Here is a 21,177-nt window from a genome sequence, read left to right on the forward strand (position 1 = left end):
GAGATGGTGATCTGATGACGGACTGGAGGCGCGGGGCGGGGCCCGCCCCGCGCCTCCAGGAAGAGAGCAGCAGCTCTACAGCATGCAGCTGACGCAGCCCTCGACCTCTGTGCCCTCGAGGGCGAGCTGGCGCAGACGGATGTAGTAGATCGTCTTGATGCCCTTGCGCCATGCGTAGATCTGGGCCTTGTTGATGTCACGCGTGGTGGCGGTGTCCTTGAAGAACAGCGTCAGGGACAGGCCCTGGTCCACGTGCTGCGTCGCCGCGGCGTACGTGTCGATGATCTTCTCGGCACCGATCTCGTACGCGTCCTGGTAGTAGTCCAGGTTGTCGTTCGTCATGAACGGCGCCGGGTAGTAGACGCGGCCGAGCTTGCCTTCCTTGCGGATCTCGATCTTCGACGCGATCGGGTGGATCGACGACGTCGAGTGGTTGATGTACGAGATCGAACCGGTCGGCGGGACTGCCTGCAGGTTCTGGTTGTAGATGCCGTGCTCCTGGACCGAGGCCTTCAGTGCGGCCCAGTCCTCCTGCGTCGGGATCGTGATGTTCGCGTTGTCGAACAGCGAGGCGACACGAGCGGTCGCGGGGGTCCACGCCTGGTCGGTGTACTTGTCGAAGAACTCACCCGACGCGTACTTCGAGTCGCGGAACCCGTCGAAGGTCTCGCCGGTCTCGATGGCGATGTTGTTCGAGGCGCGCAGGGCGTGGAACAGCACCGTGTAGAAGTAGATGTTCGTGAAGTCGATGCCCTCTTCGGAGCCGTAGTAGACGCGCTCACGAGCGAGGTAGCCGTGCAGGTTCATCTGGCCGAGGCCGATGGCGTGCGACTTGTCGTTGCCGTCCTCGACGGAACGCACCGAGGCGATGTGCGACATCTGCGACACGGACGTCAGGCCACGGATCGCGGTCTCGATGGTCTTGCCGAAGTCCGGCGAGTCCATCGTCAGCGCGATGTTCAGCGACCCGAGGTTGCAGGAGATGTCCTTGCCGATCTCCTTGTAGGACAGGTCCTCGTTGAAGGTCGTCGGGGTGTTGACCTGCAGGATCTCCGAGCACAGGTTGGACATGTTGATCCGACCCTTGATCGGGTTGGCCTTGTTCACCGTGTCCTCGAACACGATGTACGGGTAGCCGGACTCGAACTGGATCTCGGCGATGGTCGTGAAGAAGTCACGCGCCTTGATCTTCGTCTTCTTGATGCGCGAGTCGTCGACCATCGCGCGGTAGTTCTCGGAGATCGGGACGTCGCCGAACGGGACGCCGTAGACCTTCTCGACGTCGTACGGCGAGAACAGGTACATGTCCTCGTTGTTCTTCGCGAGCTCGAACGTGATGTCCGGCACGACGACGCCGAGGGACAGCGTCTTGATGCGGATCTTCTCGTCGGCGTTCTCGCGCTTGGTGTCGAGGAACTTCATGATGTCCGGGTGGTGGGCGCTGAGGTAGACCGCGCCGGCACCCTGACGCGCACCGAGCTGGTTCGCGTAGGAGAAGGAGTCTTCCAGCAGCTTCATCACGGGGATGATGCCCGAGGACTGGTTCTCGATCTGCTTGATCGGGGCGCCGGCCTCGCGGATGTTGGAGAGGAGCAGGGCCACGCCGCCGCCGCGCTTCGAGAGCTGCAGCGAGGAGTTGATTCCGCGCGAGATCGACTCCATGTTGTCCTCGATGCGGAGGAGGAAGCAGGAGACGAGCTCGCCGCGCTGTGCCTTCGCCGTGTTGAGGAACGTGGGGGTCGCGGGCTGGAACCGGCCGGCGACGATCTCTTCGACCAGGTCGATGGCGAGCTGCTCGTTGCCCTGGGCCAGGCCGAGGGCGGTCATGACGACGCGGTCCTCGAAGCGCTCGAGGTAGCGCTTGCCGTCGAACGTCTTGAGCGTGTAGCTCGTGTAGTACTTGAACGCGCCGAGGAACGTCTGGAACCGGAACTTCTTCGAGTACGCCAGGTCGTTGAGTCGCTGGATGAAGTCCAGCGAGTACATGTCGATCGCGGCTTTTTCGTAGTACTCGTTCTCGACCAGGTAGTCGAGCCGCTCCTTCAGGTTGTGGAAGAAGACGGTGTTCTGGTTGACGTGCTGCAGGAAGAACTGCTTGGCGGCCTCACGATCCTTGTCGAACTGGATGTTGCCGTCCGCGTCGTAGAGGTTGAGCATCGCGTTGAGGGAGTGGTAGTCCATCCCCGTCTGCGGCGACGTCAGATCGACGTCTGCAACTGCTGCGTCCAAAATGCATCCAATCCTGAGTTGACCGCCGACACGTCGTCAGGGGTCCCGAAGAGTTCGAATCTGTAGAGAAGGGGGACGTTGCACTTCCGCGCGATGACGTCCCCTGCCAGGCCGTAGGCCTCGCCGAAGTTCGTGTTGCCGCCGACGACCACACCGCGGATAAGCGAGCGGTTGTGCGCGTCGTTGAGGAACTTGATGACCTGCTTGGGGACCGCACCCTCGCCGTTGCCGCCACCGTAGGTGGGCAGGAACAGGACGTAGGGCTCGTCCACGTGGAGGAAGGGTTCGCTCGGGTAGAGCGGGATCCGGTCCGCGTCGCGGCCGAGCTTCTCGACGAAGCGTGCGGTGTACCCGGACACGCTCGAGAAGTAGACCAATCGGCTCATGGTGCGCTCCTGTGGTGAAGGTGCGGAACAGGCGGACCGGAGGGTGTCCTGTGGGCGGTGATCCGGGCCTCCTGAGCGGGTCCGGGGTAACCGTCCACAGGACGGGAGACGACTACGCCAGTTCGGCGCTGAGCGTCGCGATCTTGTCGGGGCGGAAGCCCGACCAGTGGTCGTCGTCCGTGACGACGACGGGGGCCTGCATGTAGCCCAGGCTCTTGACGTGCTCGAGGGCTGCCTCGTCGGTGGAGACGTCGTGCACTTCGTACTCGATGCCCTTGTTGTCGAGGGCCCGGTACGTCGCTGTGCACTGGACGCAGGACGGCTTGGTGTAGACGGTGACGGCCATGTTCTCCCCTGGTTTCTGGGCCTGATTCCAGGTCCGAAGTTCGTGTGCGGTGCTGAGGACGACGCTACTACATGTTGTGCCCGACGGACCCGTCGACCACAAGAGAAAGTGTTACACGCCTGTAGTTTCCACAACCCGATCCACAGACTGTGGATTCCCGGAGGCCCGGTTTTCCGCCACTCTCGCACCGACCACCGACAGTCCTCCACAAGCTGTGGACGGAAGTTCTCGACACCTCCCGTCGGCGTGTCTGAGAACGGTGTCGACGAGGACCTCCTCCACACCTCCCCCGGACGGGTGACACCCCGATCCGTCCGGTCCGTACACTCGTCTCGTGAGCACGTACGGCCCCCTCCTGAAGACCCCCGGCGTGGGTCGTGTCATCGCTGCACAGCTCACTGCGCGCTTCCCGTTCGGGATGCTCTCGCTGGCCTACCTGCTGCACGTCGAGCACGTCTTCCACTCCTACGGCGCCGCCGGCCTGGTGCTCGCGACGACGAGTGTCGGGCAGGCACTGGCGGGGCCGCTCACCAGCCGTTGGATGGGCAGCTGGGGCATGCGTCCCGTCCTCATCCTGACGAGCATCGTCGCGCTCGTGAGCATGGGCGTCATCGGCTTCGTGCTCATGCCGCTCTGGGGCTACGTGGTGGTCGGGTTCCTCGGCGGTCTCGCGGTCCCGCCCGTGCAGCCGGCGGTGCGCACCATCTACCCCAAGATGGTGACCTCGTCGCAGCTCACCCCCTTGTTCTCGCTCGACGCCAGCGCCCAGGAACTCATCTGGGTCGCGGGCCCGGTCATCACCACCTTCGTCGCGACCCAGGTCGGCACGGTCGAGGCGATCGTCGTCGCCATGGTCTTCCTGGTGGTCGGCGGCACGTGGTTCATCGCCTCCCCCGAGCTCGGCCGCGTCCGCATCCCCCGCTCGAAGCGCGCGTTCGGCGTGGTGCTGAAGCGGCCGTCGGTCGTCGTCGCCACTCTGACCGGTCTGCTGCTCATCGGGGCGTGCGCCGCGGTCGAGGCCAGCGTCACCAGCGTCTTCGGCGAGGGCAGCCCGAACGCCGGCATCGTCCTGGCCGTGTTCGCGGTCGGGTCCCTGTTCGGCGGCCTGGCCTTCGGCCACCGTCCGATCTCCCCCAACACCCTGTGGACGCGCATGGCGATCGTCTTCGTCGGTCTCGCGCTCGCCCTGGGCGGCACGAACTTCTGGTGGCTCTGCATCGCCCTCGTGATCGCGGGCATCGGCATCGCGCCGGCACTCGCGGTGATGTTCGGTTCGGTCTCCGCCACCGTCAAGTTCTCCGACACGGCCGAGGCCTACGGCTGGATGGGCACCGGTCAGCTCATCGGTGCCGCCGGCGGGTCCGCCGTCGCCGGCTTCCTGATCGACAGCAGTGGCCCGGTGGGCGGCTTCACGGTCGGTGCGGTCATGGCCGGGGTGGGCGTCGTCGTCGCGCTCGGCGCCAAGCGCTGGCTGCCCGACCTGCGCGGCCGTGACGCCAGCCCCATCCCCGACACCGAGCCGGTGGTCCTGCCGACCTGAGCGGGGCGCGGGCGCGGGCTTTCGGCGTACCTGGTCGAATCGGGCGTACCTGGTCGAAAGTTCTGACCAGGTATGCCCGATTGCGTTTGCGATCGCGGCCGGTATGGGAAGGAACGTGCGTCCGGCACGGGGCTCGCGTTCTCCACAGATGGCCGGGAGGCCCGGCGCGCGCCCGCCACGCACCGGCAGGATGGGTGCATGGTCAGTTCACTTCCCCTGCGTGACGGTGCCGCGATCCCCGCGATCGGGTTCGGCGTCTACAAGGTCGACGACACCGAGGCCGAGACGGCGGTCGGTCTCGCGCTCGACGCCGGCTACCGGCACGTCGACACGGCCGAGATGTACGGCAACGAGACCGGCGTCGGCAAGGCGGTCCGGGCCTCCGGGCTCGACCGTGACGACGTCTTCGTGACGACCAAGGTGTGGAACGACCACCAGGGGCGCGACGCGACCCTGCGTGCGTTCGACGGCAGCCTCGAGCGGCTGGGGCTCGACGCGGTCGACCTGTACCTGATCCACTGGCCGGCCGCGGCGAACGACCGCTACGTCGACACCTGGCGCGCGCTCGTCGAGCTGCGCGACTCCGGCCGGGCACGGAGCATCGGGGTCTCGAACTTCCAGGTGCCGCAACTGCAGCGACTCATCGACGAGACCGGTGAGGTCCCGGCGCTCAACCAGGTCGAGCGGCACCCGTGGCTCCCGCAGCGCGAGCTCATGGAGTTCCACCAGCAGCACGACATCGTCACCGGAGCGTGGTCACCACTCGGTCGCGGTCGACTGATCGACGAACCGGTCCTCACCGGCATCGCGGACGCCCACGGGGTGAGCGTCGCGCAGGTCCTCGTGCGGTGGAACGTGCAGCAGGGGGTCGTGGTGCTGCCGAAGTCGGTGACGCCGTCGCGGATCCGGTCGAACCTCGATGTCGACGGCTTCGTGCTCAGCGACGACGAGCTCGCGGCGATCGCCACGCTCGAGTCCGGGCAGCGGACGGGCTCGCACCCCGACTCGGTGTCGTGACGGGAGCGCCGTCGTGACGGTAGCGCCGTCGTGACGCGGAGCGTGTGTGACGGCGTAGGTTCTTCGGGGTGAACGATCCTCAGCAGACCGCCCGTGAGCACCTAGGACCCGATGAGCACCTCTACTGGGCCGGCTCGAGCGACCCGGCGAAGCTCTTCACGGGGCGGGACGGCTTCCTCATCCCGTTCTCGCTGTTCTGGACCGGCTTCATCCTGTTCGCAGTCCTCGACGTCGTGCGGAACGGATACCTCGGCGTGGGCGCGATCATCCCGATCGTCTTGTCGCTGGTCGGCCTGCACCTCGTGTTCGGGCGCTTCATCGTGAAGGCCCACCGCAAACGCACGACCGTCTACGCCGTCACCGACCGCCGCGCGCTGATCATCAGGCCGAACACCACCCGCGAGGTCCCGGTGGGGCGCACCGATCGCACCATCACCTGGACCGGGGGCCGACGGCACTGTTCGGTGGAGTGGAACACCGGCGATCCGAGCGGAGTGGCGGCGTTCTTCGCCGGCGGAGCGACCGCCAAGATCTACGCGAACACCGGACTCGACGGGCTGTTCGGACCGCAGGTGTTCGCGTTCTGGGACGTCCGCGACGGCGAGGAACTCGTCCGCGAACTGGACCGGGTGTCCCGCTAGCCCCGGCGGTCCTCCTCCGACTGCCACGGCAGGTGCAGGTCGCCCGGCGCAGGCTCCACGTCGCCGGCGTCATCCGCGCCGCCCGTTCCCGGTGCGGCGGTGATCTTGGACGTGTCGATTCCGTCTGCCTCGAGTTCGGCTTCGCTGCGCTGGTCGGTCTGCGACGCCTCGGTCTCCCGCTCGCTCGACGGGCTGTACGCAGTGTCGGTCGAGTCGGGATCCGGCGTCTCCGGGATGCTGTCGCTCATGACCCGGACGGTAGTCCGTGTGCCCCGAGTACCAGTTCGGTCACGGCGGTCGATCGGGCCGGACCCCGGCGGTACGCTCCCTGCCGTGGGGGAACGATGACACGGATGCGGACCGCGGCGAGCGCGGTCATCGGTACGGCAATGGTGGGGCTGCTGCTGACGGGCTGCACGGCGTTCGGCGGAGACGACACCCTGCCGAAGCCGACCCGACAGGCCACCGACCGGACTGCGGAGCCGATCCCCGATCCGACGCTCACGACGGAGCAGGTCAACGGCGAACCTGACGAGGTCGAGCAGGTCCTGCCTACGGGCACGGTCGCGGCGGAGACCGACGTCACGTCCCCGAGCGGTGACACGAGCATCCACGTGCGCATCGTGGCGAACGACGAGGGTACGTTCACCGCGCAGCTGTCCGGCTACCGCACGACCAACCCGCAGCAGATGAGCCTGCAGTTCCGGCACCGGACCGCCAGCCCGCTCGATGGCGGTGACGCCTCGGCGCGGGACACGACCGAGTGGACCGCCGCCTCCGGGCCGCCGAAGACCGTGGTCATGAACGACGCCGGTGCACGACCGGACTACTTGCGCAGCGTCGTCCTCGTGCCTGCCTCAGTGCCGGACGAAGATCCCGCGAAGCGTCCGTGGGTCGGATCGGTGCTGGCCGCCGGCGCCCTGGAGTGGAAGATCCCGAACCCCTACCCGGACCTGCGCATCACCGTGGGCAAGGACCGACCGGGGGCGTACGGCATCGTCACGGACGCCGACGGACGACCGGCCGACTACCTGGTGGCGCACGGCGACGAGCTGACCACGGTCGCGCAGCGGTTCGGCATCACGCCGGCCGAGGTGCAGTGGCTCAACCCGTACATGGAGACCCGCGCCGACGACTGGTTGCTCGAGGGCAGCACGCTGAACCTCGACCCCGCGCGCCGCTGACCTCGGCGCCGACGGCACTCGACCGTCCGTTACGCTCGACGGGCACCAGCCCCGACCAGGAGGTCCCCTCGTGACGATCGTCGCCGCAGCAGACGGCTCAGCCCTCGGCAACCCCGGCCCCGCCGGCTGGGCCTGGTACGTCGACGACGACCGCTGGGCCGCCGGTGGCTGGCCCCGGGCAACGAACAACATCGGCGAACTCACGGCCGTCCTGCAGTTGCTCCGCGCGACGAAGGACACCGGCGAGCCGCTGCACATCCTGTGCGACAGCCAGTACGCCATCAAGGCCTGCACCGAGTGGCTCGCTGGGTGGAAGCGGAAGAACTGGCGCAAGGCCGACGGCAAGCCGGTCATGAACGTCGAGATCATCAAGGAGCTCGACGCCGAACTGCAGGGCCGCAAGGTCACGTTCGAGTGGGTCCGCGGGCACGTCGGCCACGAGATGAACGAAGCCGCCGACGTCCGCGCCCGTGGTGCCGCCACCGCGTACCAGAACCACACCGACGTGCCGCACGGTCCGGGCTGGCCCGGAGTCGAAGTCACCGAGCCGTCCGCACTGCCCGAGGCGACCCCGCCGGCCACACTCTTCTGACCGACGAGCTCGGTCAGCCTGGGTCTCGGAGACCCAGGAACACCGAGGCACTGGTCCGCATCCGACCTCGAGACGATGCTGGGCGCATGGAGAACACCGAACACGTCCTGGTCACCGGCGGCTCCGGCTTCATCGCTGGCCACCTGATCCTGCAGTTGCTCGACGCCGGGCACCGCGTCCGCACCACGATCCGGTCCCTCGACCGTGAACCCGCGGTCCGTGCGGTCCTCGCCGAGGCCGGCCTGACCGCCGACGACCGGCTGGAGTTCGTCGCCGCCGACCTGACGTCCGATGACGGATGGGCTCAGGCGGTCGCGGACATCGACGTCGTGCACCACGTCGCCTCGCCGGTGATGCCCGGCCACGTCGAGGACGAGGACTCCGTGATCCGTCCGGCGGTGGAGGGGACGCTGCGGGTGCTGCGCGCCGCACACGCGGCCGGAGTCGATCGCGTCGTGCTGACCTCGGCCTTCCACGCGGTCAGCTGGGGCCACCCGCACTCCGACCACGTGTTCACCGAGGCCGACTGGACGGTGCTCGACGGGCCCGGGGTCGATGCCTACGGCACGAGCAAGACCCTTGCCGAACGCGCCGCCTGGGACTTCGTCGCGTCCGAGCCCGGTGCGCCGGAGCTCGTCACGACGATGCCGGTCGCGGTGATGGGTCCGGCGATGGGGCACGCGGTGTCCGGTGCGAACCACATCCTGCAGGCCATGCTCTCCGGCGCGATGCCCGCGACACCGCGACTGTTCATCCCCATCGTCGACGTGCGTGACGTCGCCGCGGCGCACGTCACCGCGACGACCGCCCCGGATGCAGCGGGCAAGCGGTTCCTCTTGTCGAACGGCCCGGCGCTCGAGATGGCCGAGATCGCCGCCACCCTGCGCGAGCACCTCGGTGACGACGCCCGGGCAGTCCCGACGCAGACGCTGCCCGACGACGTCGTACGGACCGCGGCCGAGACCCAGCCGCAGTTCCGTGCGATGGTGCCCGACCTCGGCTACGCCAAGCGCACCTCGAACGAGCGAGCCCGCACCGTGCTCGGCTGGAGCCCTCGTGATCCGCACGAGGCGATCGTGGCGGCGGCCCGGAGCCTGGTGGCGAAGGGCCTCGTCGGTCGCTCGGGACCGGCCAGCCAGCGTATATAGTGGTCCATATAAACCGGAGGTGCTCATGGCAGTGACGACGATCGACCTCGATCAGCGCGTTCTCGAGGACGCGAAGCAGCTCACCGGAGCACGCTCGAACAGAGAAGTCGTCCAGCGCGCGCTCGAGACACTCATCGCCGTGCGACGACAGCCTGCGGCGGTCGAGCGGATCATCGCCCGGGACTTCGCCGCAGACCCGACGGCCGCGGACGAACTGCACCCCTGATGGCGACGTACATCGTCGACAACTCGGTCTGGTGGAAAGCGCATCGTTCCCCGGCGATCGCTCGGCGCCTGCGGGAGGTCGCGACTCAGGACCTCATCCTGACATGCCCTCCGCAGGTGCTCGAGTACTGCCATTCGGCGCGGTCCAGCTCCGACCACGACGGCCATTGCGACGACATGGCCGCCTTTCTCGAAGCGTCGAGCCATCCCGATGTGACGGCGGTGACGAGTATCCAGAACGCACTGTGGCGCAACGGACACGTTCGCGGAGCCGGGCCGGTCGACGTCCACATCGCCGCGTACGCCGTCTGCAACGGAGCGACGGTTCTGAGCTCGGACCGTGACTACGAACACATCGCATCGGCCGTCGCTGAGTTCCGGCACGAATACCTACCGGAGCATTGAACGCACCCCTGACCCAAGAGGATCAGACCGCCCGCTCCCAGAGCGCCACCGTGCTCTCGAGCCCGTCGTACCGGTACGGCTTCCGCTCCCCTGTCGGTGCGTACCCGAGCGCCCGCCAGAACGGCTCGGCACCGGCCGCGTTCGTCGCCACGATCCCCAGTCGTAGTCGGTCGGCGCGGGCGTGAGCTGCCAGGGAAACGACGGCCTCGTGCAGGACCCGTCCGAGGCCCGAACCCTGCCGATCGCCTCGGACGACGAGCAGTCCGATGTACGCCGTGGTCGGCGCTGGGTAGCCGAGCAGCACGTCCGCGAACGCCACGAGCGAGTCGCCGTCCCACAGCCCGATCCCGTGCTTGCCCGCCGGGTCGAAGCCGTCCGGCACCGACACGAGTGCGCTCAGCCCGTCGGACGGTCCCGGCGGGTACCCGGTGATCCGCTCGGCGTAGTCCGGCACGGTCTCGAGCAGCCCCTGCAGCGCGTCGACGTCGTCCGCGCCGAGCGCACGCACGACGAACGAACCAGCGCCGGCCGGCATCAGTCCACGTCCACGTCGGCCCACCCGTCGAACCGACCGATCTCGGTGACCCGGACCACGGCCTCGCCGGCTTCGTCCGAGGCGTCGAGGTCGATCGTCGCCGAGAACCCGAAGTCCTTGTCGCCTGACGGGTCCGCGAAGATCTGCCGGGCACGCCACACACGCGCCGAGCCTGCACCCCCAGAGCCGGACGCCCCCACACCCGTCGCCCCGGCCTGGTCGAGGACCAGGTACGACATGGACCGCGCCTCGGCATCGGTGCCGATGGTGTCGTGCTCCTCGTAGTACTCCTCGAGCACCGCGTCCCACGCGTCGCCGTCGAACCCGGCTGCTGCGTCGAGCGCCCCGAGTCCGTCGACGTCGTCGCGCGCGGCGAGCAGCACCCGCTGGAACAGTGCGTTCCGCACGAGCACGGTGAAGGCCCGCACGTTGCCGGTGAGCCGTGCCGGCTGCGGCGGCGCGATCTCCTGCTCTTCGGCGAGGGCGAGCAGCACGTCGCCGTTGAGCAGCGCTTCCCACTCGTCGACGAGCGAGGAGTCGGTCTGCCGGACGACCTCGCCGAGCCACTCGATCAGGTCGTCGAGCTCCTGGTTCCGCTGTTCCTCGGTGATGGTCTGCCGCATGGTCCGGTAGGCGTCGGACAGGTACCGGAGCACGAGCCCCTCGGACCGGGTGAGCTGGTAGAACCGCACGAAGTCGCCGAAGGTCATCGCGCGCTCGTACATGTCACGGACGACGGCCTTGGGCGAGAGCTGGAAGTCGAGGACCCAGGGCTGTTCCGCCGCGTACGCCTCGTACGCCGCCTCCAACAGCTCGGACAGCGGGCGAGGCCAGGTGACCTCCTCGAGCAGCTCCATCCGCTCCTCGTACTCGATGCCCTCGCGCTTCATGCGGGCGACCTCTTCGCCGCGCTCCTTGAACTGCTGCTGCGACAGGATCGCCCGCGGGTCGTCCAGTGTCGCCTCGACGATCGACACCATGTCCAGGGCGTACGTCGGCGAAGAGGGATCGAGCAGCTCGAACGCGGCGAGCGCGAACGGGGACAGGGGCTGGTTGAGGGCGAAGTTCGACTGCAGGTCGACGGTGAGCCGGTAGGAGACCGGAGGCCCCGGCACCCGCTCGATGACCTGCGCGTTGATGAGCGTCCGGGCGATGACGAGGGCACGCCGGGCCATCGCGAGCTGGCGGGAGCGCGGTTCGTGGTTGTCGAACACCAGCGACCGGACCTCGTCGAACGCGGAACCCCCGCGGGCCACCACCGACAGCACCATCGCGTGCGTGATCCGCATCCGCGACACCATCGGTTCCGGTTCGGCGCCGATGAGCCGGTCGAACGATGCCTGCCGCCAGGACACGAACCCCTCCGGTGCCTTCTTCCGCTTGATCTTGCTCTTCTTCTTCTGGTCGTCGCCAGCCTTGGCGACGGCGCGGGCGTTCTCGATGTCGTGCTCGGGGGCCTCGGCGACGACGTCACCCTCGGTGTCGTACCCGGCACGTCCGGCACGGCCGGCGATCTGGTGGAACTCGCGCGCGGACAGCTGCCGCATCTTGGTGCCGTCGAACTTCGTCAGCCCGGTGAACAGCACGGAGCGGATCGGCACGTTGATGCCGACGCCCAGGGTGTCGGTGCCGCAGATGACGGGCAGCAGTCCGCGCTGTGCGAGCTGCTCGACGAGCCGTCGGTACTTGGGCAGCATGCCGGCGTGGTGCACGCCGATGCCGGCGCGGATCAGGCGCGAGAGGGTCTGTCCGAAGCCGGCGCTGAAGCGGAAGCCCGCGATCGCCTCCGCGATCTGGTCTCGACGCGCCCGATCAGCGACCTTCGCCGACATGAGCGACTGCGCCCGCTCGAGCGCCGCGGCCTGCGCGAAGTGCACGATGTAGATCGGTGCCTTGCCCTCCTCCAGCAGCCGTTCGACGGTCTCCTGCACGGGCGTCATCACGTACTCGTACTCGAGCGGCACCGGTCGGCTGACCCCGGTCACGCGCGCGGTGGGTCGGCCGGTGCGTCGGGACAGGTCGTCGGCGATGGTGGTGACGTCGCCGAGGGTGGCGGACATCAGCAGGAACTGCGCGCGTTCGAGCACGAGCAGCGGCACCTGCCAGGCCCAGCCGCGGTCGGGGTCGCCGTAGAAGTGGAACTCGTCCATCACCACGACGTCGACGTCGGCGTCGGGTCCTTCGCGCAGGGCCAGGTTCGCCAGGATCTCGGCGGTGCAGCAGACGATGGGGGCGTCGCCGTTCACACTGGAGTCGCCGGTGACCATGCCGACGTTCTGCGCGCCGAACAGCTCGACGAGCTGGAAGAACTTCTCGGAGACGAGCGCCTTGATCGGTGCCGTGTAGTAGCTCCGCTTGCCCTCGGCGAGCGCGGCGAAGTGCGCGCCGGCCGCGACGAGCGACTTGCCGGTGCCGGTCGGGGTGCTCAGCACGACGTTCGCGCCGGAGACGAGCTCGATGACCGCTTCGTCCTGTGCCGGGTACAGCGGCCGGCCGCCCTCCTCGGCCCAGGCCGCGAAGGCCTCGTAGACCTCGTCGGCGTCGACGACGCCGTCCACCGCCGCCGGGATCGCGGCGACGAGCGGGGGAACGGTGGTGACGTCGGTCATGGCCCCATCCTCCCAGGCTGCGGTGACGAGGTGGTCGGTACGGACGACCGGGAGGCCCGGCTCCATACGCGCGCATAGACTCGCGTCATGCACGAACTCGGCTTCCTCACCTTCGTCCCGAACCACGGCGGCACTGCGGGTGCGGCGAGCGCCCTGCAGGACGGTCTGCGGCTGTTCGAGACGGCCGAGACCCTCGGCTACGGCACGGGCTGGGTCCGCGGTCGCCACTTCGAGCCCTTCCTGACGAGCCCGATGACGTTCTTCGCCGCCGCGGCCCAGCGCACGAGCACCATCGCGTTCGGCACCGCGGTGCTCGGCATGCGCTACGAGGACCCGGTGCGCCTCGCCGAGGACGCCAGCACGGTCGACCTGCTGAGCGGTGGGCGCGTGCAGCTCGGCATCAGCACGGGCATCGCCGGGTACGGGCCGATCCTCGACCCGGTGTTCGGCGCCGTCGACCGCTCGTTCCGCGACGAGGCCGAGGCCCGGGCTGCCCGACTGCTCGAGGTGCTCGACGGCGACGCACTCGGCAGCGCCGGCTCTGGCTACGAGAGCATCCCGGCCGGTGCGGACCTGACCCTGCAGCCGCTCAGCGCCGGCCTGCGCGACCGCGTCTGGTGGGGCGGCGGCAGCATGGGCACGGCGGTGCGCACGGCCGAGAAGGGGCTGCTCCTGCACTGCTCGACCCTGAACACCGAGGACACCGGTGCACCCTTCGCCCAGGCGCAGGCCGACCAGATCGCGGCGTACCGGGAGCGGTTCACCGAGCTGCACGGCGGCACCGGCCGCACGTCGAAGGTCGCGGTGGGTCGCATCGTCGTGCCGTTGCTCGACGACCACGACCGCGCGGTCCACGAGGAGTTCCTGACCGGGTACGCCTCGGGCATGGACGACGAGGGCCGGCCGTTCTCCGGCCCGCCGTTCCGGTTCAGCAAGGTCCTGTCCGGCGAGCCGGCCGCCATCGTCGACGCCCTGCTCGCCGACCCCGCCGTCACCGCGACGGACGAGCTCGTGATCACCCTGCCCGCGAACGGGGACGTTGCCGCCCACGAGCGGATCCTGCGCATCGTGGCCGAAGAGATCGCACCGGCGCTCCGCGCCTGAGACGGATCAGGACATCCGGCGGGGCTCAGATCGAGTCGGTGAGGCTCGAGAGCCCTGCCGGATGACCATCTCGTCCCTGATCCGCACGGGATGGTGGGACCATCGTTCCACCTACCGAGCGGTTTGTCACACTGAGGTGTGCCCTCAGGACGAGAAAGTTGACCATCCGTCACCCGTTTTGCCCGGATTGCACGAAGTCCGTCAACCGGTTGGCCGAAGCCGTTCCCGGCGGGAACCGTCGGAACGGACGAATGCGCCCCCGCGCGGACGCGGGGACGCATTCTGGACGCACCGGGGAAGCTGGGGCATCGTCAGCCGGATCAGGAGGCTGATTCGCACAACCAGCGACCCCGTAGTCGGTGCGTGCGCCGACGGTAACCAGCCGACTGGCGCACATCGATGTTACTCAACAGGCGTCGTCCGTGCGCGGAAACCGGACGAACTGGTCACTCCAGTTCGAGGGCCGCGGTCCCGGACTCGTCGGTGACCGAGGCTCCGACGTGCAGCGTGAAGGCGCCGGGCTCGTACTGCCAGGCTCCGTCCCAGTGCGCGAACGCCCGGGCCGGCACCTCGATCGAGACCTCGGTCGACTCCCCCGCGCCGAGGCGGACCGGGGCGAACCCGACGAGCCAGCGCACCGGACGGTCCACCGCCGAGGACTCCCGCGAGGCGTAGACCTGCACGACGTGCTTGCCGGCGCGCGGTCCGGTGTTCGCGACCGTCGCCGTGACGATGACCGCGTCGCCCTCGGACACGGTCGGCGTCGCGACGACGCCGTCGATGGTCCACGAGGTGTAGCCGAGGCCGTGCCCGAACGGGTACGCCGGCGTGGTGCCGGCACGGAGCCAGGCACGGTACCCGATGTGGACGCCCTCGTCGTACGACACCTTGCCGTCGACGGGGGTGACGTCCAGCACGGGCACGTCGGCCATCGCGACCGGCCAGGTGGTGGGCAGACGGCCGCCGGGCTCCTGCGCGCCGGTCAGCACGTCGGCGAGCGCGTTGCCGTACTCCTGGCCACCGAACCAGGTGAGCAGGACCGCGGCGACGTCGTTCCGCCACGGCATCTCCACGGGCGAGCCGGCGTTCACGACGACGACCGTGTTCGGGTTCGCCGCCACGACCGCACGCACCAGGTCGTCCTGGTGCCCGGGCAGCGCGAGCGACGAGCGGTCGTACCCCTCGGACTCGACCTTCGAGTTCGTGCCGACGACCACCACGGCGACGTCAGCCGTGCGGGCAGCCTCGACTGCGGCATCGATGAGCACCGACGGGTCCTCGTCGGACGGCTCGGTGCCGAACTGGTACGCGAGCACCCCGCCGAGGGTCTCGTCCTGGATGACGTCGTACTCGATGCGGATCGCGACCTGCTGCCCCGAGGTCACCGACACGGGCACCGAACGTGCCGGCGGGTTGAGGAACGCCGCGCCGAGCTGGTCGCCCTCGAAGGGCACGTCCTCGTCGAGCACGAGCTCGCGGTCGATCCACATCCGCGACCGGCCGGCCGCACCGATGCCGATCCGCACGGTGCCGGTGGACGGCGCGGTGTAGGTCGTGGTGATGTCGAGCCGGTCGGCCTCACGCGTGGGGGCGTCGCCGCCGAACCAGAACAGTGCCGTGGCGCGGCGGTCCTCGACGTACAGCTCCTCGCCGTCCTTGACGAAGGCGACGCGGGCGCCGGGCTCGCCGGTGCCGGGGTTCGTGATGGTGGACAGCGGGAACTCCGCGATGCCCTCCTGCACGACGGCACCGATCGCGTAGTCGACCGTGGCGCCCGGGAACGCCGAGCGGATCCCGTCGAGCGGCGAGACGACCTGCGACGGCACGACCGTGGCCGAGCCACCACCCTGCGTGCGGGCCTGGTCGGCGTTGTGGCCGATGACGGCGATGCGGGAGACGGCGGGCGCGTCGAGCGGCAGCACGCCGGTGTTGCGGACGAGGACGGTGCCCTCGGCCTCGGCTTCGCGGACGAAGGCGACGCCGTCCTCGACGTGCACCGGCTGCGCGGCCACGGGCTCGAAGCCCTCGAGCGCGCCGACGCGGGCGGCGAGGGTCAGGATGCGGCGGACCTTGCGGTCGATCGCCTCGATCGGCACCGCACCGGACTGCACGGCGGCGAGCAGCGGGCCCTCGCTCCACCACTGGTTCGGTCCGGGCATCGCGACGTCCTGCGACGCCTTCGCCGAGTCGACCGAGCGCACGCCGGTCCAGTCGGACACGACGATGCCGTCGAAGCCCCACTCTGAGCTCAGCGGCGTCTCGAGCAGGTCGTGCTCCGACGCGGTGACGCCGTTGATGGAGTTGTACGACGACATGATCGCCCAGGCGTGTGCCTCGGTCACGGCCTTCTCGAACGCGAGCAGGTACAGCTCGCGCAGGGCCCGGTCGGAGACCTCGGTCGACGCGGTGAAGCGGTCGGTCTCGTAGTCGTTCGCGATGTAGTGCTTCGGGGTCGCGGCCACGCCGTTCTCCTGCACACCGTCGACGTACGACGCGGCCAGGTCACCGGTCAGGACCGGGTCCTCGCTGAACGCCTCGAAGTGCCGGCCGCCGAGCGGCGAGCGGTGCAGGTTGATGGTCGGGCCGAGGACGACGTCGACGCCCTTGCGGCGTGCCTCGACGGCTGCTGCGGCGCCGTAGCGCTTCGCGATCGCACGGTCCCAGGACGCCGACAGCGCGGTCGCCGAGGGCAGGTTCAGCGACGGGTCGCGTTCGTCCCAGACCTCACCACGGACGCCCGAGGGGCCGTCCGACATCAGGATCCGGCGCAGCCCGATCTTCTCGATGGGCCAGGTGGTCCAGAAGTCGCGCCCGGTCAGGAGCTGCACCTTCTCGTCGGTGGTCAGCTGGTCGACGAGCGCGTCGATGCGCTCGGCCGTACTGGAGGCTGGGCCCCCGCCGGCCGGTACCGCGGCGTCGCGGAGCGGCGGGGCGGCCGAGTCGGAGGGGAGGGTCACGTCGTTCACGGTAGTCACGGTGGTCGGTCCTTTCGTTCAGAGCCTGGGGAAGTGTGGTCAGCGCACGCCGCGGATGCGGGACACCGAGACGATGCCGAGCAGTCCGACGACGGCGCCGGTGATGAAGAAGCCGCTGTACCCGCCGGTCAGGGCGATGACGCCCGGGGCCGCCGCGGGCACGATCGACTGGGGCAGGGCCTGCGCGATGTTGACGACGCCGAGGTCCTTCGCGTTGTCCTCGTCGGACGGCAGCACGTCGGTGATGAGCGCCAGGTCGACGGCGTAGAAGACGCCCATGCCGGCACCCATCACGAACTCGCCGATCAGGACCATGCCGAGCGACGGCGCGAGCGCGATGATCACGAGCCCGACCACGCCGACGATGCCCGCGATCGCGACGAACAGCTTGCGGCGGCCGAGCTTGTCCGACAGCCAGCCGGCGATGAGCGAGGTGAGCACGATGCCGACGACGTTCCACAGCGTGCCTTGGAACACCGCGTTCGCGACGTGGTCCGGGTCCACGCCGATGTCGTCCCGCAGGAAGTACGTCAGGTAGCTCACCGCGGTGTACTGCGCGGCGACCATCAGGAACCGGGTGAGCCAGGCCCAGCCGAGGTCCGGGTGCTTCACGGGGTTGAAGACGAACGAGCCGAAGACCTGCCCGATGCTGAGCTTCGACGTCGGCCGGTGGGTGAGCACGCGGTCGCGGAACACGAGCGCGTAGAGCACGACGACGATCGACCCGATCGCACCGGGGATGATCATCTGCGTCGCCGAGGTCGAGAAGAGCTGCACGAGGAACGTGCCGCCGACGAGCGCGAGGTTCTGGGAGAGCCCGAGCAGTGCCGCGACCCGGCCACGCTGGGACCGCGTGACGTGGTCCGGCAGGACCGCGGTCATGGCGGCGATCGTGGCGTTGTAGGCGATCTGCGTGACGCCCCACGCGATCACCAGCACGACGGTCGAGGTCGTCGTCGCGACGACCACGAGGCCCGCGAAGCCGACCACGGTGCCACCGATGATCCACGGACGACGCATGCCGAGCCTCCCGGCAGTCCGATCGCTGAAGCGACCGGCCAGGGGGTTGGCGACCATCGCGGCGAACGCGCCGACACCGAGTGCCAGGCCGAGCACACCCGCTTGGTTGTCCGGTGCGATCTCGGCGACCTTGAGCGCCATGGCGACCAGCACCGGCGGCAGCAGCGCGATGTACAGGCCGAGCATCGCGATCGGCATGCCGAGCGTGTACATGAGCGGGGCACCTCGGCCGCGCGTGGGTGCGACTGCGGTCGGGGTGTCGTTGACGGTCAGGGCGTCGTTGGCCACTGCAACCTCTTCTCGGGTACGCCACCTGCACCGGTGACTCGCACGCCTTCGTCGGCGGCTCCGCCCACGGTAACACCAAAACCAAGTGCGGCTAGGTTTTCTGTGTGCACTCCGAGCGGTACAGTCCTGCCATGGCACGACGGGGTTCGTACGCGAAGGGCATCGCGAAGCGCGAGGAGATCCTCACGGTCGCGCTCGACCTCGTCGCTTCGCAGGGGTTCCGCCGCACCAGCATCAAGGACATCGCCGACGCCGTCGGGCTGACCCAGGCCGGACTGCTGCACTACTTCGACTCCAAGGACGAGCTCTGGGTCGAGATCCTGCGACGACGCGACGAGCTCGACCTCGCCCACGACTGGCAGGCGCCGGACCCGGCCGCCCTGCTCGCCGCGATCGTCCGGCACAACGCCGAGGTCCCCGGCCTGGTGCAGATGTTCGTCAACCTCTCCGCCGCCGCTGCGACCGACCCCGAGCACCCCGCGCACGCGTACTTCCAAGAGCGCTACGAGCGCAGCCGTCGCGACCTGTCCGCCGACTTCCGCACCATGCAGCAGGACGGACGGCTCCGCGCCGACGTCGATGCCGAGGAACTGACGAGCGTGCTGCTCGCGGTGTCCGACGGCATGCAGATCCAGTGGCTGTTCGACCCGTCGCGGGACATGGCGCAGCACGTCGAGCTCGTGGCCCGGCTCGCGATCGCCCAGGTCGCCCCCACCGCCTGACGCTCCCCCGCGCTCCCCGCCGACGGTCCCGCGCGCTCCCCGCCGACGCTCCCGCGCGCGCCCCGCCGGAACCAGGTTCCAAACACAGCACCACGCGATTCCGTGGTGTCGTGTCCGGAACCTGGTTCGCGCGGCCGAGCGGGGTACGGACAGGGCCTGGCCGGGAGGCACGGCACGGGCCTGTGCCGCGCCTCCCGTCACGCGACGGTCAGGGCAACCGCACCGAGGCCAGCGCGCACGACGCGTCGGCCCACGCACGGACCTGCGCCTTCGACAGGGGCTCCTCCGGCGAGGTCGACCAATCCGAGATGTTGCGCCCGCGCATCTCCTTCGCGAGGTGCCCAAGCACGTCTCGCTTCGACTCTGTCGCCAATGCCGCGCCGAACTGCTCCGCGCCGGGGACGTCGGCCAGCTCGGTCAGGTAGGCCTGGCAGAACCGGTCAGCCGCTTCTGCGCGCAGGTACGGACTGTCGAGCGTGGCGTACCAACGCCGGAAGAACTCGTCGTACGGCCCAGAGTCTCGCATGAAGCCGCCGGACGCGAACAGGAGTTCGCGAACCCGCCCCGGGGTGAGCCCGCGTGCTTGCTGCACGGCATCACCGATCTTGCCCGCGTCGACCAGGTCAGCGATGCCGTTCATTTCACCCATCCGTTGCTGATGTGGCCCCCCGTTGATGTCCGGACGGTGATCGTGCGCCCTTTGTACCCCCAGGTGTAGTCGATGTGGTCTCGAGCCTTCGAGGAGCGTCCATTGGCCACGGCCTTGCTCATCAGATCAGCCACCTTCGCTCGCGTCGTCCCCCCGACGTACCGCCAATTGTGCTTCGACGCCATGATGTGCGTCCACTTCTTCGTCGCGAGCGAGAGCGCGTACTTCTTCGCTGCGCTCTGGATCGCGGCCTTCGAGAACTGACGGATGGCCATCTGGAGCCCTACACGAGCCAGGACCACGAGGATGAGCGGAAGCACCTGAGCTTCGGCTACCGACGTGTCGATGAGGTGTGCTTCACCGGTCGAATCAGACGTGAGCAGCGCCGAGAAGTTCTCGTCGTCGACGATCGTGATGTCGCTGATCGAGTACGTGTCATGGAGGACCTCGCCCTCCTGCTCTGTCTCGACACGCACCTTGTCGAACTCGTAAGCGTCGATCGAGACGACGGCCTCACCCTCGAGTCCGAGCTCGGACTCGATCTGAGTCGAGACCGACGCCGCATCGGCTGGTGTTCCCTCCATGACCACGGACACATCGACTGCCGCCGCACCTCGGTCGGGCTCGAGCGATTCTGCAGAGGCTGGTGTGACGAGGCCGAAGACCATGGCCGCTGTCACGAGGATGCCGACGGGCGCTGCCCTCTTGAAGAGCTTCATTGATTGTTCCTTTCGGTGCACCGCAGCACTGGGACGCCACGGTCGTCTCGGAGTCCACGACGCTGCGCGTCACGGATCAGGTCACTTCGGGAAGCGGACGACTGAGCACACCGGACCACAGCAGCGGCGGCAGAAGCCGCCGCGATGCTGGTACCGGAGACCACCCGGCCGCCTCCGAGGTCGACGCCCACACCGATGGCGCTGACGTCACCGTCGCGCGGCGATGTCGCGGCCCGTGCAAGGGCCTCGTCGACGCTCGACACGGACAGCACGGACTCGTGATCCGCAGGGAACGACGATGAGCCGACCAACTCGTTCCGCATGCTGCTCAACACCAGGACGCCGTTGCGGCCGGCGTCACGCAAGGCATGTCGGAGGGCGGCCGAGTCAGACCGACTGCTCAGCGCTATCAACACGACGTCAGCTCCGCGGCCCACGGCCCAGTCGACCCCTTGTGCGATCGAATCCGGTGTCGCCGGGCGCCCCGGGGTCGCCACACGGACATCAAGGAGCGACGGTGCACCGTCCCCGAGCTTTCCGATCACTGCGGCGAGGAGATCGGCATGTCCATCGACGGGCTCGCTCGGCAGGCCTGGAACGGTCCAAGAACTGGTCACCGAGGACTCGACCTTGCGCGATGACCCCAGCCCACCGTCGACGATCGCAATGCTTCGATCGCTGCTTGATCGAGTTGGCGTCCAGTCCGACACGTGTGCGCAGCCAGCGACACTCAACAGCGTCATGACCGCGACTGCGCTGCATCCCCACCGAAGCATGTAACTGACACTGCCATACTAAACACCAGATGCACAATCCAGCTGGCTTGCGGCGGAGCGGGGTACG

Annotated in this window: 20 protein-coding genes; 10 read left to right on the forward strand and 10 right to left on the reverse strand. The window is 68.8% G+C overall.

Annotated features, from left to right (window positions below; genetic code table 11):
* Window positions 1-75: 75 nt before the first annotated feature.
* From nrdE to nrdH, 3 genes are all read right to left on the reverse strand, one after another.
* Complete coding sequence (gene nrdE, locus EDF31_RS17795) at window positions 76-2,181, reverse strand: class 1b ribonucleoside-diphosphate reductase subunit alpha (RefSeq protein WP_131847155.1); 2,106 nt, start codon at window positions 2,179-2,181, stop codon at window positions 76-78.
* Window positions 2,182-2,198: 17 nt separating this feature from the next.
* Entirely contained in the window at window positions 2,199-2,615 is a 417-nt protein-coding gene (gene nrdI, locus EDF31_RS17800; protein WP_071291227.1) for a class Ib ribonucleoside-diphosphate reductase assembly flavoprotein NrdI, read from the reverse strand.
* Between the two features lie 112 nt (window positions 2,616-2,727).
* On the reverse strand, window positions 2,728-2,961 hold the full coding sequence (nrdH, locus tag EDF31_RS17805; protein WP_017886897.1) for a glutaredoxin-like protein NrdH: 234 nt from the start codon (window positions 2,959-2,961) through the stop codon (window positions 2,728-2,730).
* A gap of 334 nt (window positions 2,962-3,295) precedes the next feature.
* On the opposite strand from nrdH, the gene EDF31_RS17810 reads away from it, so the two are divergent.
* The 3 genes from EDF31_RS17810 to EDF31_RS17820 all read left to right on the forward strand — a co-directional run bounded on the left by EDF31_RS17810 (window position 3,296) and on the right by EDF31_RS17820 (window position 6,159).
* Window positions 3,296-4,501: an MFS transporter gene (locus tag EDF31_RS17810; protein WP_131847157.1), complete on the forward strand. Its 1,206-nt coding sequence runs from the start codon at window positions 3,296-3,298 to the stop codon at window positions 4,499-4,501.
* 198 nt (window positions 4,502-4,699) lie between these two features.
* Window positions 4,700-5,518, forward strand: coding sequence for an aldo/keto reductase (locus EDF31_RS17815; protein WP_131847159.1), 819 nt, complete (start codon window positions 4,700-4,702; stop codon window positions 5,516-5,518).
* A 68-nt stretch (window positions 5,519-5,586) separates the two neighbouring features.
* Window positions 5,587-6,159, forward strand: a complete 573-nt coding sequence (locus EDF31_RS17820) for a hypothetical protein (RefSeq protein ID WP_123341236.1) — start codon at window positions 5,587-5,589, stop codon at window positions 6,157-6,159.
* Here the strand turns inward: EDF31_RS17820 and EDF31_RS17825 are convergent.
* Window positions 6,156-6,407, reverse strand: a complete 252-nt coding sequence (locus EDF31_RS17825; protein WP_123341237.1) for a hypothetical protein — start codon at window positions 6,405-6,407, stop codon at window positions 6,156-6,158. The two genes, EDF31_RS17820 and EDF31_RS17825, sit on opposite strands and share 4 nt — an antisense overlap.
* 105 nt (window positions 6,408-6,512) lie before the next feature.
* Between EDF31_RS17825 and EDF31_RS17830 the strand changes: the two genes are divergently transcribed.
* The 5 genes from EDF31_RS17830 to EDF31_RS17850 all read left to right on the forward strand — a co-directional run bounded on the left by EDF31_RS17830 (window position 6,513) and on the right by EDF31_RS17850 (window position 9,713).
* Window positions 6,513-7,343, forward strand: a complete 831-nt coding sequence (locus EDF31_RS17830) for a LysM peptidoglycan-binding domain-containing protein (RefSeq protein ID WP_131847161.1) — start codon at window positions 6,513-6,515, stop codon at window positions 7,341-7,343.
* A gap of 70 nt (window positions 7,344-7,413) precedes the next feature.
* Complete coding sequence (locus EDF31_RS17835) at window positions 7,414-7,935, forward strand: ribonuclease H (protein ID WP_111086567.1); 522 nt, start codon at window positions 7,414-7,416, stop codon at window positions 7,933-7,935.
* An 86-nt stretch (window positions 7,936-8,021) separates the two neighbouring features.
* The gene (locus tag EDF31_RS17840; RefSeq protein WP_131847163.1) at window positions 8,022-9,083 is read left to right on the forward strand and encodes an NAD-dependent epimerase/dehydratase family protein; all 1,062 of its coding nucleotides are present in this window, start codon (window positions 8,022-8,024) and stop codon (window positions 9,081-9,083) included.
* 25 nt (window positions 9,084-9,108) lie between these two features.
* Window positions 9,109-9,309, forward strand: a complete 201-nt coding sequence (locus EDF31_RS17845) for a type II toxin-antitoxin system VapB family antitoxin (protein WP_123314341.1) — start codon at window positions 9,109-9,111, stop codon at window positions 9,307-9,309.
* Window positions 9,309-9,713, forward strand: coding sequence for a PIN domain-containing protein (locus tag EDF31_RS17850; protein WP_131847165.1), 405 nt, complete (start codon window positions 9,309-9,311; stop codon window positions 9,711-9,713). Before EDF31_RS17845 ends, EDF31_RS17850 begins: the two co-directional genes overlap by 1 nt.
* A gap of 22 nt (window positions 9,714-9,735) precedes the next feature.
* On the opposite strand, the gene EDF31_RS17855 is transcribed toward EDF31_RS17850, so the two are convergent.
* Together EDF31_RS17855 and EDF31_RS17860 are read right to left on the reverse strand one after the other, a co-directional pair.
* Window positions 9,736-10,248, reverse strand: coding sequence for a GNAT family N-acetyltransferase (locus EDF31_RS17855; RefSeq protein ID WP_131847167.1), 513 nt, complete (start codon window positions 10,246-10,248; stop codon window positions 9,736-9,738).
* A complete protein-coding gene (locus EDF31_RS17860; protein WP_131847169.1) occupies window positions 10,248-12,857 on the reverse strand; it encodes a DEAD/DEAH box helicase in 2,610 nt (869 codons plus the stop codon). The genes EDF31_RS17855 and EDF31_RS17860 overlap by 1 nt, the downstream gene beginning before the upstream one ends.
* Before the next feature lie 87 nt (window positions 12,858-12,944).
* On the opposite strand from EDF31_RS17860, the gene EDF31_RS17865 reads away from it, so the two are divergent.
* On the forward strand, window positions 12,945-13,961 hold the full coding sequence (locus EDF31_RS17865; protein ID WP_131847171.1) for an LLM class flavin-dependent oxidoreductase: 1,017 nt from the start codon (window positions 12,945-12,947) through the stop codon (window positions 13,959-13,961).
* 446 nt (window positions 13,962-14,407) lie between these two features.
* Here the strand turns inward: EDF31_RS17865 and EDF31_RS17870 are convergent, their stop codons facing one another.
* A complete protein-coding gene (locus EDF31_RS17870; protein ID WP_131847199.1) occupies window positions 14,408-16,828 on the reverse strand; it encodes a glycoside hydrolase family 3 C-terminal domain-containing protein in 2,421 nt (806 codons plus the stop codon).
* A 147-nt stretch (window positions 16,829-16,975) separates the two neighbouring features.
* Window positions 16,976-18,244: an MFS transporter gene (locus EDF31_RS17875; RefSeq protein ID WP_243650128.1), complete on the reverse strand. Its 1,269-nt coding sequence runs from the start codon at window positions 18,242-18,244 to the stop codon at window positions 16,976-16,978.
* 131 nt (window positions 18,245-18,375) lie between these two features.
* Here EDF31_RS17875 and EDF31_RS17880 point away from each other — a divergent pair, with 131 nt between their 5' ends.
* The gene (locus EDF31_RS17880) at window positions 18,376-18,966 is read left to right on the forward strand and encodes a TetR/AcrR family transcriptional regulator (RefSeq protein ID WP_123341243.1); all 591 of its coding nucleotides are present in this window, start codon (window positions 18,376-18,378) and stop codon (window positions 18,964-18,966) included.
* Between the two features lie 208 nt (window positions 18,967-19,174).
* Here the strand turns inward: EDF31_RS17880 and EDF31_RS17885 are convergent, their stop codons facing one another.
* Window positions 19,175-19,606, reverse strand: a complete 432-nt coding sequence (locus tag EDF31_RS17885; protein WP_131847173.1) for a hypothetical protein — start codon at window positions 19,604-19,606, stop codon at window positions 19,175-19,177.
* Complete coding sequence (locus tag EDF31_RS17890; RefSeq protein WP_131847175.1) at window positions 19,603-20,334, reverse strand: SAR2788 family putative toxin; 732 nt, start codon at window positions 20,332-20,334, stop codon at window positions 19,603-19,605. Before EDF31_RS17890 ends, EDF31_RS17885 begins: the two co-directional genes overlap by 4 nt.
* Window positions 20,335-21,177 lie beyond the last annotated feature (843 nt).

The organism is Curtobacterium sp. PhB142 (assembly GCF_004341255.1).
In the GTDB taxonomy this organism is placed as follows: Bacteria; Actinomycetota; Actinomycetes; order Actinomycetales; family Microbacteriaceae; genus Curtobacterium.